The following is a 15,750-nucleotide window of genomic DNA, read 5'->3' on the forward strand; positions in this document are numbered from 1 at the left end:
CGGGCTGAGGAATGGCAAGGCACACAGTCACAAGAGGCTGGTTTCCGAAGCGGCGTGGCGTGGCACCGCGCGCTCTGGTTGCATTGTCCTCGTTGAGCCTTCTTTCCGGCTGCCAGTCGATTATCGAGCAGACCTACGAGCCGGCCGTCTCGCCCTCGTCCAATCCGCAGATCGTCGAGGAGGTGCAGAAGAACGATCCGCGCGCCCAACTCGGCGCGCGCGAGCATCCGCGCATCGTCGCGAGCTATGGCGGCGAATACAAGGACGCCAAGACGGAACGGCTGGTCGCCCGCATCACCGGCGCGCTGACGGCGGTTTCGGAAAACCCGCAGCAATCCTACCGCATCACCATCCTCAATTCCCCGGCGATCAATGCTTTTGCGTTGCCGGGCGGATACCTTTACGTCACACGCGGCCTGCTGGCGCTTGCCAACGACGCCTCGGAAGTGGCCGCCGTGCTTTCGCACGAAATGGCGCATGTCACCGCCAATCACGGCATCCAGCGCCAGCAGCGCGAGGAGGCCGAGGTGATCGCCAGTCGTGTCGTCTCGGAAGTGCTGTCCTCCAACCTTGCCGGCAAGCAGGCGCTGGCCCGCGGCAAGCTGCGGCTTGCGGCCTTTTCGCGCAACCAGGAACTGCAGGCCGACGTGATCGGGGTCAGGATGCTCGGCGAAGCCGGCTACGACCCCTATGCCGCAGCGCGCTTCCTCGATTCGATGGCCGCCTATAGCCGCTTCAGTGCGGTCGATCCGGAAGCGGACCAGAGCCTCGATTTCCTGTCGAGCCACCCGAACGCGCCGCAGCGCGTCGAGCTCGCCCGCCGGCACGCCCGCGCCTTCGGCCCCGAAGGGACGAGCGGCGACCGCGGCCGTGACTACTATCTCGCCGGCATCGACGGGCTGCTCTATGGCGACAGCCCGCAGGAGGGCTATGTGCGGGGCCAAACCTTCCTGCACGGCCAGCTCGGCATACGCTTCGACGTGCCGCAAGGCTTCCAGATCGACAACAAGGCCGAAGCGGTGCTCGCCACGGGTCCGGGCGAAGTCGCCATCCGCTTCGACGGCATTGCCGATAATGCCGGCCGCAAACTGACCGACTACATTGCCAGTGGCTGGGTGACCGGTCTGCAGCCGGACACCATTCGACCTATTGCCGTCAACGGCCTCGAAGCCGCGACGGCGCGGGCCTCCGCCGATCGCTGGGATTTCGACGTGACCGTCATCCGCATCGGCGACCGAATTTACCGGTTCCTGACCGCGGTTCCCAAGGGATCGGCGGCGCTTGAACCGACGGCGAGCCAGCTGCGCAGTTCCTTCCGCCGCATGTCGCCGAACGAAATCCAGGCCTTGAAGCCGCTGCGCATCAGGGTGGCCACCGTGCGGCCGGGCGACACGAGCGCCACATTGGCAGCGCGAATGATGGGAACGGACCGGAAGCTCGACCTCTTCCGGCTGATCAACGCAATGCAGGTCACCTCCACCGTCAGACCGGGCGACAAGGTGAAGATCATCTCCGAATAGGTGATCCGCCTCCATCGGCTCGGCCGGCGCTCTTCCTCGTCCTCCATGCAACGCCTCTCACCGGCCGTCTTGCTGCCGCGCCGTGCGTTTTTTCCGAGGGATAAAATCTCACACTTCGAATTGCCGCATGTTTCTCCTTATATCGGCTTCGATTCGAAGAATGATGCAGTAGACACGGTTACTCGAGGGGAGATCCAGCCATGAGAAATGTTCGCCTTCAGACGCTTGGAGTTCTCGCCGCCGCCTCTCTGTTCTGCGGCGCCTCAAGCCAGGCGACCGCCAGCGATAGCCCAGGACATATCAAACGCGTTGTTGACGAGGCGATCCGCCCGATCATGGAGGAATACGACGTTCCCGGAATGGCCGTCGCAGCCACGGTGCAGGGGAGGAGATACGTTTTGAACTACGGCGTCGCCTCGAAGGAGAGCGGACAGAAGGTCGGCGATGAGACGCTTTTCGAGATCGGCTCGATCAGCAAGACTTTTACGGCGACTCTGGCATCCTATGGGGAAGCGCGTGGGGTCCTGTCTCTCTCCGATAGTGCCAGCAAGCACCTGCCCGCACTCTCCGGAAGCAGCTTCGACAGGATCAGCCTTCTCGATCTCGCCACCTATACGGCAGGCGGCCTGCCTTTGCAGTTTCCGGCTTCCGTCACCGACCAGAAAGAGATGATCGGCTATTTCAAAGGCTGGCGGCCGAGCTACGCCGCGGGTGGCCATCGGCTCTATTCGAATCCCAGCATCGGCCTATTCGGCTACCTCGCCGCCAAAAGCATGGGCGAGCCGTTCGACGCTTTGATGGAGAAGACGCTTTTCCCGGCGCTTGGCCTGACTCAAACCCATATCAGCGTTCCCGAGGACCGGATGGGCGACTATGCCCATGGCTATTCGAAAGCTGGCAAGCCCGTCCGGGTAAGCCCCGGCGTCCTCGATTCGGAAGCCTATGGCGTAAAGACCACTGCCGCCGATTTGATCCGTTTTGTCGAGGCAAACATAGAAGGCGCGGAGTTGGACGACACACTCCAGCGCGCGATCGCCGCAACGCACAGCGGTTACTTCAGGGTCGGCGACATGACCCAGGGACTCGGATGGGAGATGTATGCCTATCCGACCGATCTCAAGCGGCTGCTGGCGGGAAACTCGCCTGAGGTCAGTTTCAAGCCGAACAAGGTGACGAGACTGGATCCGCCGCTGCCGCCTCGGGACGACGTGCTGATCAATAAGACCGGCTCGACCAGTGGATTCGGCGCCTATGCCGCCTTTGTTCCCGCCGAGCAGATCGGTATCGTCATCCTGGCCAACAGGAACTACCCCATTCCAGCCCGGGTAAAGGCCGCCTATCAGATCCTGACAGCGCTGCAACGCCTACCGGCGGAAGACCGGTAACGCCGGCCTCTGGGAAATCGCCAATTCAATGCATGGCAGCGGTCAATGCCGGCGCCCTTGCAGCCAGCGCCGTCCGCAGCTTCTCGAGCGCCCGGGTTTCGATCTGCCGCACGCGCTCCTTGGATATGCCCAACGCCAGGCCGAGTTCCTCGAGGGTGGCACCGTCCTCGGAGAGGCGACGCGCCCGAATGATCTTCATCTCGCGCTCGGTGAGCTGCGTCAGCGCGGTCTGCAGCCAGCGGCGAGCCCGCTCGCCGTCGATCATGTCGCTCACCTGCTCGTCGGGAAGCGGTGCATCGCTCGGGAGAAAATCCAGCCGCGCACCGCCGTCGGACTCTCCGTGACCGACCGGCGCCTGCAGCGACGCGTCGTTGCCGGAGAGGCGGGCATCCATGGTCTGCACATCGGCGAGGCTAACGCCCAGGGCGGCAGCGATTTCCTCGTGCATAGCCTGCGATGTAAGTTGCCGATCGCCCTGCGCCAGGCGCGCCCGCAACCGGCGCAAATTGAAGAACAACGCCTTTTGCGCCGAGCTGGTGCCGCCCCGCACGATCGACCAGTTGCGCAGCACGAAGTCCTGCATCGACGCGCGGATCCACCAGGTGGCGTAAGTCGAAAAGCGGACCTCACGGCTCGGCTCGAAACGCGCCGCCGCCTCCAGGAGCCCGATATGCCCCTCTTGGACGAGATCGCCCATCGGCAGCCCGAAGCTGCGGAACTTGGCCGCCATCGCGATCACCAGCCGCATATGCGACATGGCGATCTTGTTTCGCGCGTCCTGATCGTGATCATTCCGCCAGGCCTCGGCCAGCGCATGCTCCTCGTCCCGCTCGAGATAGGGGGCATCCATTGCAATCTTGATCAAACGCCTGTCTGCTGTGAGGGTCTTCATCGATTGCTCCCTGGCTGGCGCCGAACGCCAACACTGTTGATCTTAGAAGAGCCGAACGCCTGTCGCGGCGGTCGGTTGAAGGGCGGCCGGCGCTGCTTGACGAATTCAGGCAGTGCCCTAAATCGAGGAATACGACCTGAGACGGTGAGGAATCACAGAACCGAGATCGCGCGGGAACGCAGGCGCATGCCTGTCCCGTGAACGAGAAACGTGCGCAGGGTCGAAAAGTTCCCGCTCGTGATGACGATTTTAGATTGCAGGAGGCGCGCCATGCCACCTGCGCTGTCCTGGTGGCAACGAACTTCCCGCGCGGTGTCGGCTCAGGAGGTCGGCGCAAGAAAAAGGCCCGGCGCTAAGACCGGGCCTTGATCAAACTTGTGAATGCTGCTTGCAGTGCGTCGCTGCCGATCTTAGGCGGCTTCGTCCTGCGTATCGTCTTCTTCGATGGCCTTGCCGCGCTTCGGCCCCTTGTTCAGATTGGCTTCGACGAGACGCACGGCTTCTGTTTCCGACATCTTGTTCACGGCAGCGATTTCGCGCGCCATGCGATCGAGAGCGGCTTCATAGAGCTGGCGCTCGGAATAGGACTGTTCCGGCTGGTTTTCCGCACGATAGAGATCGCGCACCACTTCCGCGATGGAAATGAGGTCGCCGGAATTGATCTTGGCATCGTATTCCTGGGCGCGACGCGACCACATGGTCCGCTTCACGCGTGCCTTGCCCTGCACAACCTTCAATGCGCGATCGACGAAATCGGTCTCGGACAGCTTGCGCATGCCGATGCTGACTGCCTTGGCCACCGGCACCTTGAGACGCATCTTGTCTTTTTCGAAATCGATGACAAAAAGCTCGAGCTTCATGCCGGCGACTTCCTGCTCCTCAATCGCCACGATCTGACCAACGCCATGAGCCGGATAAACGATCGATTCACCGGTCTTGAAGCCTTGGCGCATTGAAGATTTTTTCTGCTGGGTCGTCATTCGTTTCAAACACTCCCTATTGCGCACCGGCCTCAATCGGCCGGGCCGGGTCGTGAGGCCCGGATAGACGGGGATACCGCCGGGTGGGGTCAATCCTGGTCCGTCCACGAAATGCAAAAGGCTTCTTGCGTCGCAGTCACGAGCAACGGAACGTTGCCTATTTTGAAAGTGCCGCGCCGTGGAAATCGATTTGCTTTCGTGCTGGTTTTCGGGCGCGCAAAAGCACCCTCTGTGGATCAGTGTACGGAACCTAGCACAAAAAAGAGCGGAAATCAATAATTTGCTGCATGGCAACGATCAAGCCACCATGCTCGCACCTGCGAGGCACCGACAGGATTTCCCCAGATTTCCGGTCTTGCCCTTTCTCGCCTGCGTCAGCCGAGGCGAACAGAGTCGCCGACGCTTCAGTCGCCCTGGCCGGGTTTCTCGGAGAAATACTGCTCGTATTTCCCTTCGACGCCGTCCATTTCCTTGGCTTCCGGAAGCGGATCGCGCTTGACGGTGATATTGGGCCACTGGGTCGCAAAATCAGCGTTCAATTTCAGCCACATATCGAGCCCCGGCTCGGTATCCGGCTTGATCGCCCCGGCAGGACATTCCGGTTCGCATACGCCGCAATCGATGCACTCGTCCGGATGGATGACGAGAAAGTTCTCGCCCTCATAGAAGCAATCCACCGGGCAGACTTCCACACAGTCCGTGTACTTGCAGCGAATGCAATTGTCGGTCACGACATACGTCATGAGGTACTCCAGCCAATGCTCACATTTGATGGCAGACGGCAACGCTTCATCGTCCGCGCATGCTAGGAATGTCCGGCGCGCATAGCTGCCCGAAGCAAACCACAAGTGCCACCTCTGCATGGTTCCTTAAATCGGCACCGGTTTAAGGATAAAACCATGCAGCATTTCAAAATTCCTACAGCGACCTTTGTGCGCCTGAACCGGCGCACGACGCTGTAATGTGGCTTGTGACCTAAAGGCTTTGAGCAGCCTTTGCAAGAATAATCCACTCGCGTTTTGCCGCGAAAAGGGCAGAGTTTTCCAGCATCGCCGCGCTATCGGATCGATAGCAGCTAAATTTGCCGGATAGCTGTTCAAGAGTGCGCCCGCCACTACCCGCGACGGCATCCGGGAGTTCGGGAGATCGCGAAAACCGCGCTTCAAGAAGAGCCCTAATCGTCGTCGTCGACGTCGGGCCTGAGGCGGTCGGTCTCACGCCGCTGCCGTTTGGTCGGGCGCCCCGCGCCGCGCTCGCGCGTCGCCTGTTCGAAGGGCGTCAGACGCTCGACGGGTGCAGGCGGTGTCAGATCTTCGTAGAGCAGCCGCGCCTCCTCATAGGGACCCCGCCGGGTTCCCGGTAACAGGACCCGCAGGACGAGGTCGCGACGTTCGAGCGAGAGCTCCAGCGTGTCGCCCGCCTTGACCTGCGCGGACGGCTGCGTCGCCCGCGCGCCATTGACGGCCACTTGGCCAGCCTCGATCGCCTTCTGGGCGAGCGATCGCGACTTGATCAGCCGGGCGAAGAACAGCCACTTGTCGAGCCGCTGGCGCGCTGCGGGCGAGGACGGTGGCTGTTTCTCCATGATCCGCCTACTTTTTCAGTTGCTCCTTGAGCGCGGCGAGCTTCGCGAAGGGCGAATCCGGATCGATGGGCTTTTCCTTGCGCGGCGGGCGATTGTCGAATTTGGCGCCCCGGTCGTGACGTTCGTGACGCTCATGACGGTCCTGGCGCTCCTTGCGCTGACCGCCCGGCTTGCCGTCCTGAGGCTTGGCGCGCGCCGGAGCGCCGCCCTTGCGGCCGCCTTCCCTGGCCTCGCCCTGGCCCTGACGTTGGCCGCCGCGGCGCTGATCGCCCTGTTGGCGGCCGCCGCGCTGGTTGTCCTGGCGGGTGCCGGGACGCCACAGGAGCACCGGCTTCGGCTCGGCCGGCTCTTCCGGTTGCTCCGCGGCAGTCGTTTCGTCGCCGCTCGCTTCTGCCGGGGCGGCTTCTGCCGAAGCGTTTTCCGCCGGCGCCGCATCGCCGCCCTCGGAAGGCTCCGCCGCCGCATCTGCGTCGGCTTCAACGTGCTCGGCAGCAGCTTCCGACGACGCGCCCGCCTCTGCCGGCGTGCCGTCCTGCTTCGCCAGGAAGGCTGCCGCCTCCTCCGCGGTCACGCTGTCGGCGCGATAGCCGAGACCTTTGAGGATCTCTTCCATATCGTCCGGCGTCGCACCGAGGATCGACAGCATCGACGTCGTCGCCGTGAAGCGACGGCCGTCATAGGCCCCCTCGGGCCGCGGCGTCATGCCCGGCTTCCATTGCAGGAGCGGGCGGATGAGGTCCGCGAGACGTTCCAGGATGTCGATCCGCACGGCGCGCTTGCCGAGGTAGCGGAATCCGGCGAGCTTGTAGAAGGTCCGCTCGAAGGACGGATCGGTCACGACCGAAGTCCGGCCGGCGGCAAGCATCGGAATGAGTTCGCCGTGGCCGGGCTTGTCCAGGCCGTCGTTCTTCAGCGCCCAGAGAAGCGTGATCAGCTCTGCCGGCGCCGGCTTCAAGAGGGCCGGAAGGAAGATATGGTAGGCGCCGAAACGAACGCCATATTTGCGGATCGACGCACGGCTTTCCTGATCGAGCGACTTCACCTCTTCGGCGACATCGCGACGGAAGAGCACGCCGAGATTCTCGACGAGCTGAAAGGCCAGACCCTTGGCCAGGCCCTCGAGATCCTCGGCACGCGAAATGTCGTCGAGCGGCTTCAGCACCGTGCTGATGTGATGGTTCACGAAGCGCTCGATCCGCGCCACGACATGGTCACGGGCGTTGGCTTGAAGCTGCTCGTCGGCGAGCAGGATGACGCGGGGGCGCATGACGTGATCGCTCGCCGCAAGCCGCGCCACGGGATCGCCGAGCCAGCGCACGAGCCCATCCGACGAAAGCGCCAGATCGTTGTTGCCGGCCGCATGCAGACGGGCGGCGCGTGCCTCGAACTCCAGCGCAAGCGCCTTCTGGGCGGCGCCCTGAACGGCCCTGGCGTCCGTTCCCTCGCTGCCGGCGACGAGCGTGAACCGGAAACCGGTTAGCTGACCGACGTGGTGTCCTTCGACGAAGACATCACCATTCACACTGATTTCTGCTTCAAGCATCGCATTCTCTCTCAGGCGCTTCATGAGCACAGATGTCCTGCGGTCAACGAAGCGTTTCGTCAACCTTTCATGTAACGCGTCGGACAATCGATCTTCGATTTCCCGCGTCTTTTCTTGCCAGTGTGTCGGATCGGCAAGCCACCCGGGCCGGTTGGACACATAGGTCCAAGTCCTGATCTGCGCGATTCGCGCCGAAAGTGTGTCAATCTCGCCATCCGTATGATCGGCGCGGCGAACCTGCTCGGCCATGAAGTCCTCGTTGACCGTGCCATGGCGGACGAGATCGGCATAGATGCTCGCAATCAGGTCGGCGTGCTGCGCCGGCGTGATGCGGCGGTAGTCGGGAAGCGCGCAGGCCTCCCAGAGCTTCTCGACGCGTTCCGAGGTCGTGGCGACATCGATCACTTCCGGATAGCGCGCCAAATGCTCAAGCGCCTGCTGGTCGACGGCCGGAAGGGCGCGCGTCAGCCCGGACACAGCCGGTGCCGCCTCGAGGCTGTGCTTCAGCGCCTTCAGCGAAGAGTAGTCGACGGCCTTGGAGCGCCATTGCAGCACCCGGACCGAATCGAACTCATGCGATTCGATCCGGTGCACCAGCTCGTCCTCGAAGGGATCGACGCGACCGGTCACGCCGAAAGTGCCGTCGCGGACGTGCCGGCCGGCGCGGCCGGCGACCTGGGCAAGCTCCGCCGGATTGAGGTTGCGGTATTGGTAACCGTCGAACTTGCGGTCCTGCGCGAAGGCGACATGATCGACGTCGAGATTGAGCCCCATGCCGATCGCGTCTGTCGCCACCAGGTAATCGACATCGCCTTCCTGGTAGAGCGCCACCTGTGCGTTGCGGGTGCGCGGCGAAAGCGCCCCGAGAACGACCGCGGCGCCGCCGCGTTGCCGCCGGATCAGCTCGCCGATGGCATAGACCTCGTCGGCCGAGAAGGCGACGATCGCCGATCGATGCGGCAGCCGGGTGATCTTCTTCGAGCCCGCATAGAGAAGCTGCGACATGCGCGGCCGTTCGACCACTGTGATGCCTGGCAGCAAATACTCGAGGATCGGCCGCATGGTCGCCGCACCGAGGAGGAGCGTTTCTCCCCGGCCGCGCAGATGCAAGAGCCTGTCGGTGAAGATGTGACCGCGTTCCAGGTCGCCGGCGAGCTGCACCTCGTCGATTGCGACGAAAGACGCCGTCGTCTCGCGCGGCATCGCCTCGACCGTGCAGACCGAGTAGCGGGCGCGATGCGGCGTGATCTTCTCCTCGCCGGTGATCAGCGCGACATTGTGGTGCCCGACCTTCTCGACCAGACGGGTATAGACCTCGCGGGCAAGCAATCTCAGCGGCAGCCCGATGACGCCGCTGTCATGCGCGACCATGCGCTCGATGGCATAATGCGTCTTGCCGGTATTGGTGGGTCCGAGCACCGCGGTCACCCCGCGGCCGCTCAGGATCATGGATTGAAAGGACACGTCATCGATCCCGGGCAGTCTCAAAGAGCCAGGATGCTACTCAGCAGCCCGGCGGGCAACAGATGCCCACGCAGAGGCCCGAACGCAAGGGGGCGCGAGCAATTAAAAGCATCGGGCTGCCGCCGACCATATCTTGGGGCTCGCTTTACCCGCAAATATCGACTTATGGAACAGCGGTGGAACGAATCGGAGACGAATCGCTGACTCCCACCGATTCACTGTATGTTCACGGCTATATATAGTTTCCCGAATGCGGATTCGCACCACATACTGAATCTACCGTCGAATCATGCCTCGCACCACGATTAAGGACCCGAACCCCATCCACCAACGGTGGAATCGGTGCAAAGGATTCCGAATCCAAGAGTCTGGAATGGCTGGAAAATTCTGACCAAGATTCGCGCTCGAAGCTGAGAACTCCGGGAATAAGAATCGTGCCTTGCCTTTCCAGTGCGTCGAGCCTCCGCCGCTGAAGAAGCACCCGCGGTGTGGCGCTTCCCGATTTGTTCACCACAAGATCTAGATACTCCTCCCGGAATCACCGCCGAAGATGTTCTGGACGATCAGCCCGTGACGCTGCACTGGCCGCGCTCATGCACGGCCCCCGCATTGAACGGACCGAGAGAATATGATAAGGAAACCTTATTATCCTCCTGTGAACGATCCAGATGCCCCGAAGACTCGAATCCGACACGATCGGACTGCTGCTCACCGATGTCTCGCGCCTGCTGCGCGGTGCCTTCGACCGCAAGGTCAATGCGATGGCGCTCGGGATTACGCCCGGGGAAGCGCGCACGCTGATGCAGGTGGCCATGACCGAGGACATCAAGCAGGCGGAGATCGCCACTCGCATGGGGATAGAGCCGATGACGCTTTCGGCCTATCTCGATCGCCTCGAGGCGCTCGGGCTCGTGGCGCGCATGCCCGATCCGGCCGACCGGCGCGCCAAGAACGTCGTGATCACCGACAAGGCCGATCCGCTGCTTTCCGAACTGATGGCTGGTCTTCGCGAGATGATGAATGCCTATACCGAGAGCCTGGGCGACGAGGGGCGGGAGCTCTTGCGCGGCAATCTCCGGATCCTGCGTGACAATCTTCGTCGGCTCGATCCTTGCCTCGCCGGCAAGGAGAAAGGGACGGCTGAATGACGCTCAAGATGAGCGAGCGGCGCACCAGCATCATCGGTGCCTTCCTGGTCGCGCTCGGGCCGGTGTCCATGGCGCTCTATACGCCGGCGATGCCTGAGCTTGTCCGCGCCTTCGCCTCCAGCGAAGCGGCGATCAAGATGACGCTGTCGCTCTATTTCGGCGGCTTCGCCTTCGCCCAGCTCGTTTCCGGCACGCTCTCCGACGTCATCGGCCGGCGACCGGCGACGCTGATCTTCATGGCGATCTACCTCGCCGGCAGCCTGATGGCGGCCTTTGCGCCCTCCGTCGCCGTGCTGCTTGCCGGGCGGCTCGTGCAGGGGATCGGCGCGTCCGTCGGCATGACGGTGGCCCGCGCCATCGTGCGCGACCAGTTCACCGGCACCACAGCTGCCCGCATCATGAACATGATTGGTATGATGCTGGCGCTCGGTCCGGCGGTGTCGCCGACGCTCGGCGGCATCGCGCTCGGCCTTTTCGGCTGGCAATCGATCTTCTTCCTGATGGTCGGCTTCGCGTTGATGGCCTGCTTCAGCGTGCAGTTCTTCATGGTCGAGACGGTGACGCCGGACCGCAGCAAGGGGCACCTGCAGCCAATCCTCGCCGCCTATCGCGAGCTGCTGGCGGACAGCCGCTTCGTCTCCACGACACTGGTGATCGCCGGCGCGGTCGGGGCCCTCTATGCCTGGGCGACCATGCTGCCCTTCGTGCTGATCAGCGAGGTTGGGCTGACACCGACTGAGTTCGGGGTCGGCATGTTGATGCAGTCGGGCCTGTTCTTTTCCGGCACGGTGACGGTGCGGCTCCTGATGCGGCGCTTTACGCCGCAGGCGCTGGTGCCCGCCGGCCTCTCTTTTATCGCCATGGCGAGCCTCGTCCTTGCCTTCACCATGCATGCGCTGAGCCCGAGTTTTCTCTCGGTGATGATTCCGATCGGCATCTACGCTTTCGGCATCGCCTTCGTCATGCCCTATATGATGACCGCGGCGATGGTGCCCTTCCCGCAGATCGCCGGCACGGCGTCGGCGGTGATGGGCTTTATCCAGATGGGTTCCGGCCTTCTCGGCGGCGCGCTGGCCGCCCTCGTCGGCGCACCGGCGCTGGCGCTCGGGACGATCATCCCCGGCTTCGGCCTCCTCTCCATCGCGAGCTACCTCTGGTACCGCCGGACTGTGCGCCTGCGCCCGTTGACGGTGCCGGCCTCTGCCGAGGAGCCGCTGCGCGAGGCGGCGGAATAGCCGCGACAAAAAACCGCGGCAGATTGCTCCGCCGCGGCTTTTACTTGAACAGGTGACCTTTAGCGGTTGCGCGCGGCGAGGGTACGCAGGCGCAGCGCGTTGAGCTTGATGAAGCCGGCCGCGTCCTTCTGGTCGTAGGCGCCCTGGTCATCCTCGAAGGTGACGAGCTTGTCCGAATAGAGCGACTTGTCGCTCTCGCGGCCGATGACCATGACATTGCCCTTGTAGAGCTTCAGCGTCACTTCGCCTTCCACATGTTCCTGGCTCTTATCGATTGCCGCCTGCAGCATCTCGCGCTCCGGCGAGAACCAGAAGCCGTAATAGATGAGCTCCGCGTAGCGCGGCATCAGTTCGTCCTTCAGATGTGCGGCGCCGCGGTCGAGCGTGATGCTCTCGATGGCGCGGTGGGCGGCCAGCAGGATCGTGCCGCCGGGGGTCTCGTAGACCCCGCGCGACTTCATGCCGACGAAGCGGTTCTCGACGAGATCGAGGCGGCCGATGCCGTTGTCACGGCCATAGTCGTTGAGCTTGGCGAGCAGCGTCGCGGGCGACAGGCGCGCGCCGTTGATCGACACCGCATCGCCGCGCTCGAAGCCGACCTTGATGACGGTCGCCTGGTCGGGCGCTGCCTCCGGAGAAATGGTGCGCATGTGCACGTATTCCGGAGCCTCCTGCGCCGGGTCTTCCAGAACCTTGCCTTCCGAGGAGGAGTGCAGCAGGTTGGCGTCGACGGAGAAGGGCGCCTCGCCCTTCTTGTCCTTGGCGACCGGGATCTGGTGCTTCTCGGCGAATTCGAGAAGGTCGGTCCGGCTCTTGAACGACCAGTCGCGCCAGGGGGCGATGATCTTGATGTCGGGGTTCAGCGCGTAAGCCGAGAGCTCGAAGCGGACCTGGTCATTGCCCTTGCCGGTCGCGCCGTGGGCGATCGCGTCGGCGCCGGTCTTCCTGGCGATGTCGATCAGGTGCTTGGAGATCAGCGGACGGGCGATCGAGGTGCCGAGCAGGTAGACGCCTTCATAGACCGCATTGGCGCGGAACATCGGGAAGACGAAGTCCTTGACGAATTCCTCGCGGACGTCCTCGATGTAGATCTCCTTGATGCCGAGCATCTCGGCCTTCTTGCGGGCCGGCTCCAACTCCTCGCCCTGGCCGAGATCGGCGGTGAAGGTCACCACTTCGGCGCCCAGCTCCGTCTGCAGCCATTTGAGGATGATCGAGGTGTCGAGACCGCCGGAATAGGCGAGTACGACCTTCTTCACGTCTTTGTGCGATGCCATGATGTCTGTCCGTCTGCTCTCAAAAGCGGCGATGCCGCCGTGCAAAAAATCTGCGGCACTTTAGCTAGAACTCGAAGCGATACAAGCGGAACCAGCGTCGTGCGCACGAATCCGCTGGCCAAAGTGCGTGCCCGGCGGTATCAGCAGGGATCACCGACCGGGAAAAATGCCATGGATTTCGTGCCCAGCCTGCCGACCCTCCTCGCCTTTGCCGCCGCCAGCCTGCTTCTGGCCGCAACGCCGGGACCGGACATGACGCTTTCGATCAGCCGCGCGCTGGCACAGGGCAAGAAGGCCGCGCTCTTCGTGGTGGTCGGTACCGGCCTCGGAATCGTCGTCCACACGCTGCTGGTCGCCTTCGGCATCTCGGCGCTGATCACCGCCTCGCCGACCGCCTTCCTGGTCTTGAAGACGGGCGGTGCCGCCTATCTCCTGTGGCTGGCGATCCAGGCGATCCGCTACGGGTCGAGCCTGTCGGTGACGAAGGTCACGGAGACAAGGGGCTCGGCGCTGTCCAATATCGCAACCGGCTTTTCGGTCAACATCCTCAATCCGAAAGTCGTGATCTTCTTCATGACCTTCCTGCCGCAGTTCGTCAGCGCCGACGATCCGGCAGTGACCGGCAAGCTCCTGTTCCTCGGTTTCTTCTTCATCGCCATCGGCATGCCGGTCAACGCGCTGGTCGTGCTCGCCGCCGACTGGCTAGCGGCCTGGCTGCAGCGCAACAAGCGGGTGATGCGGGCGATCGACTACAGCTTCGCCGGGGTCTTTTCCATTTTCGCCGTCAAGATCTTCCTGACGCAGTCGCGCTGACTACAGCGCCGCGCGTCTTTTCAGACGCACAAGGGTCGCTGTAGCACGTTGATTTGCTGCATGTTTATATCCTTAAATCGAAAGGAAACATCCAGTAGCGGTCGCCGATCAACCGATCAGCAGCGCATCGTCGTCGAGCGTCTGGCCGCGGATGCGGCGGAACATGGCAATCAAGTCTTCCACCTGCAGCGTCTTGCGGCTGTCGCCGGCGACGTCGAGCACGATCTCGCCGCCGTGCAGCATGATGGTGCGATGACCGAAATCGAGCGCCTGGCGCATCGAATGGGTGACCATCAGCGTTGTCAGCTTGCGTCCGGAAACGATCTTCTGCGTGAGGTTCATGATGAACTCGGCCATGCCCGGATCGAGCGCTGCGGTGTGTTCGTCGAGCAGCAGCACTTCGGAACCGGCGAGCGTCGCCATCACCAGCGAGACGGCCTGGCGCTGACCGCCAGAGAGGAGATCCATGCGGTCGCGCATGCGGTTCTCGAGACCGAGATTGAGCTCGGCGATGCGCTCGCGGAAATGCTCGCGGCGCTTCGGTCCGAGGGCCGGCGTGAGCCCCCGGCCCTCACCGCGCCTGGCGGCAAGCGCCAGGTTTTCCTCGATCGAAAGCGCGCCGCAACTGCCGGCGAGCGGGTCCTGGAAGACCCGCGCAACGAGACCGGCGCGGGCGGCCGTGCCCTTGCGCGTCACGTCGGTCTTACCGATCGTCACGCGGCCGCCGCTGGACAGCACGTCGCCGGCGAGGACGCCGAGCAACGTCGATTTGCCGGCGCCGTTCGAGCCGATTACGGTCACGAAGGCGCCTTGCTCGATCGTCAGGGTGACACCGTTCAGCGCCTGTTTCTGCAACGGCGTGCCCTTGCCGAAGACGACCTGGATGGTCTCGAGGTTGATCATGCGGCACCTCCACGGCGCAGGCGGGGCAGGACGAGCGCCACGGTGACGAGCACGGCGGTCACGAAATTGAGGTCGGAGGCCTGTAGGCCGAGCGTATCGGTCGACAGCGCCACCTGAATGGCGATGCGATATAGGATCGATCCGAGCACGCAGCCGACGAGCGCCAGCAGAATGCCGCGGGCGCCGAGAAGCGTCTCGCCGATGATCACCGCGGCGAGGCCCACGACAATCGTCCCGACACCCGAGGTCACGTCGGCAAAGCCGTTGGTCTGGGCGAAGAGGGCGCCGCCTAAGGCAACGAGCGCGTTGGAAATTGCCATGCCGATGTAAATCTGACGGCTGGTGTCGACCCCTTGCGCCCGCGCCATGCGGGCATTCGCGCCGGTCGCCCGCATCGCCAAGCCCGCATCGCTTTCGAGGAAGCGCCAGACGAGAACGACGGCGAGGACCACCAGGATGCCGACGAAGAGCGGCCGCATGTAGAAATCCCTGAGGCCGAGCCCGTAGAAGGGCGACAGCATCGTGTCGGCATTGATCAGCGCCACGTTCGGCTTGCCCATTACCCTGAGATTGACGGAGAAGAGCGCGATCATCGTCAGGATTGAGGCAAGCAGGTTCAGGATCTTGAACCGCACGTTCAGGAGCGCCGTTACCATCCCTGCCGCCGCACCAGCAACCATCGCGACGGACGCGGCCAGCCATGGATTGACCCCGGCGATGATCAGCACCGCAGTCACCGCCGCGCCGAGCGGAAAGGATCCGTCGACCGTGAGGTCGGGAAAGTCGAGCACCCGGAAAGCGAGAAAGACGCCGACGGCGACGAACGCATAGACGAGCCCCAGTTCCACGGCTCCCCAGAAAGCAATTTGACTCAACGCCGGTAGTCCTCTTCTCAGGCGCTCCGCACTTCATGCGGAACGTGACCTTCTGAATTTGAACAGGATGCCGGCGGAAGGCCGGCAATTTCATTCCGCTCGATAAGTGAACCGCCCCCGTATGATACGG

13 protein-coding genes are annotated in these 15,750 nt (G+C 63.2%); 5 read left to right on the forward strand and 8 right to left on the reverse strand.

What is annotated here, in order from left to right; translation table 11 throughout:
* Nucleotides 1–11 precede the first annotated feature (11 nt).
* Both USDA257_RS27945 and ampC read left to right on the forward strand, forming a co-directional pair.
* On the forward strand, nucleotides 12–1,520 hold the full coding sequence (locus tag USDA257_RS27945) for a M48 family metalloprotease (protein ID WP_014766340.1): 1,509 nt from the start codon (nucleotides 12–14) through the stop codon (nucleotides 1,518–1,520).
* A gap of 200 nt (nucleotides 1,521–1,720) precedes the next feature.
* Nucleotides 1,721–2,905, forward strand: coding sequence for a class C beta-lactamase (gene ampC, locus USDA257_RS27950; RefSeq protein WP_014766341.1), 1,185 nt, complete (start codon nucleotides 1,721–1,723; stop codon nucleotides 2,903–2,905).
* A 25-nt stretch (nucleotides 2,906–2,930) separates the two neighbouring features.
* Here the strand turns inward: ampC and USDA257_RS27955 are convergent, their stop codons facing one another.
* The 5 genes from USDA257_RS27955 to USDA257_RS27975 form a co-directional block, all read right to left on the reverse strand.
* Nucleotides 2,931–3,797, reverse strand: coding sequence for an RNA polymerase factor sigma-32 (locus tag USDA257_RS27955; protein ID WP_014766342.1), 867 nt, complete (start codon nucleotides 3,795–3,797; stop codon nucleotides 2,931–2,933).
* Between the two features lie 410 nt (nucleotides 3,798–4,207).
* The gene (locus USDA257_RS27960; RefSeq protein ID WP_014766344.1) at nucleotides 4,208–4,777 is read right to left on the reverse strand and encodes a CarD family transcriptional regulator; all 570 of its coding nucleotides are present in this window, start codon (nucleotides 4,775–4,777) and stop codon (nucleotides 4,208–4,210) included.
* Between the two features lie 404 nt (nucleotides 4,778–5,181).
* Nucleotides 5,182–5,520: a ferredoxin FdxA gene (gene fdxA / locus USDA257_RS27965; protein WP_012709747.1), complete on the reverse strand. Its 339-nt coding sequence runs from the start codon at nucleotides 5,518–5,520 to the stop codon at nucleotides 5,182–5,184.
* A gap of 431 nt (nucleotides 5,521–5,951) precedes the next feature.
* Entirely contained in the window at nucleotides 5,952–6,362 is a 411-nt protein-coding gene (locus USDA257_RS27970; RefSeq protein WP_014766345.1) for an RNA-binding S4 domain-containing protein, read from the reverse strand.
* A gap of 7 nt (nucleotides 6,363–6,369) precedes the next feature.
* A complete protein-coding gene (locus tag USDA257_RS27975; RefSeq protein ID WP_041414760.1) occupies nucleotides 6,370–9,354 on the reverse strand; it encodes a helicase-related protein in 2,985 nt (994 codons plus the stop codon).
* A gap of 683 nt (nucleotides 9,355–10,037) precedes the next feature.
* Here USDA257_RS27975 and USDA257_RS27980 point away from each other — a divergent pair.
* Nucleotides 10,038–10,517: a MarR family winged helix-turn-helix transcriptional regulator gene (locus USDA257_RS27980; RefSeq protein ID WP_014766348.1), complete on the forward strand. Its 480-nt coding sequence runs from the start codon at nucleotides 10,038–10,040 to the stop codon at nucleotides 10,515–10,517.
* A complete protein-coding gene (locus tag USDA257_RS27985) occupies nucleotides 10,514–11,752 on the forward strand; it encodes a multidrug effflux MFS transporter (protein WP_014766349.1) in 1,239 nt (412 codons plus the stop codon). Before USDA257_RS27980 ends, USDA257_RS27985 begins: the two co-directional genes overlap by 4 nt.
* Nucleotides 11,753–11,811: 59 nt before the next feature.
* Here the strand turns inward: USDA257_RS27985 and USDA257_RS27990 are convergent, their stop codons facing one another.
* Nucleotides 11,812–13,029, reverse strand: coding sequence for an argininosuccinate synthase (locus tag USDA257_RS27990; protein ID WP_014766350.1), 1,218 nt, complete (start codon nucleotides 13,027–13,029; stop codon nucleotides 11,812–11,814).
* Nucleotides 13,030–13,200: 171 nt separating this feature from the next.
* Between USDA257_RS27990 and USDA257_RS27995 the strand changes: the two genes are divergently transcribed.
* Nucleotides 13,201–13,842: a LysE family translocator gene (locus USDA257_RS27995; RefSeq protein WP_014766351.1), complete on the forward strand. Its 642-nt coding sequence runs from the start codon at nucleotides 13,201–13,203 to the stop codon at nucleotides 13,840–13,842.
* 108 nt (nucleotides 13,843–13,950) lie between these two features.
* On the opposite strand, the gene USDA257_RS28000 is transcribed toward USDA257_RS27995, so the two are convergent.
* Nucleotides 13,951–14,745: an ABC transporter ATP-binding protein gene (locus USDA257_RS28000; protein WP_014766352.1), complete on the reverse strand. Its 795-nt coding sequence runs from the start codon at nucleotides 14,743–14,745 to the stop codon at nucleotides 13,951–13,953.
* Nucleotides 14,742–15,620, reverse strand: a complete 879-nt coding sequence (locus USDA257_RS28005) for an ABC transporter permease (RefSeq protein WP_014766353.1) — start codon at nucleotides 15,618–15,620, stop codon at nucleotides 14,742–14,744. Before USDA257_RS28005 ends, USDA257_RS28000 begins: the two co-directional genes overlap by 4 nt.
* Between the last annotated feature and the right edge of the window lie 130 nt (nucleotides 15,621–15,750).

Source organism: Sinorhizobium fredii USDA 257, assembly GCF_000265205.3.
In the GTDB taxonomy this organism is placed as follows: domain Bacteria; phylum Pseudomonadota; class Alphaproteobacteria; order Rhizobiales; family Rhizobiaceae; genus Sinorhizobium; species Sinorhizobium fredii_B.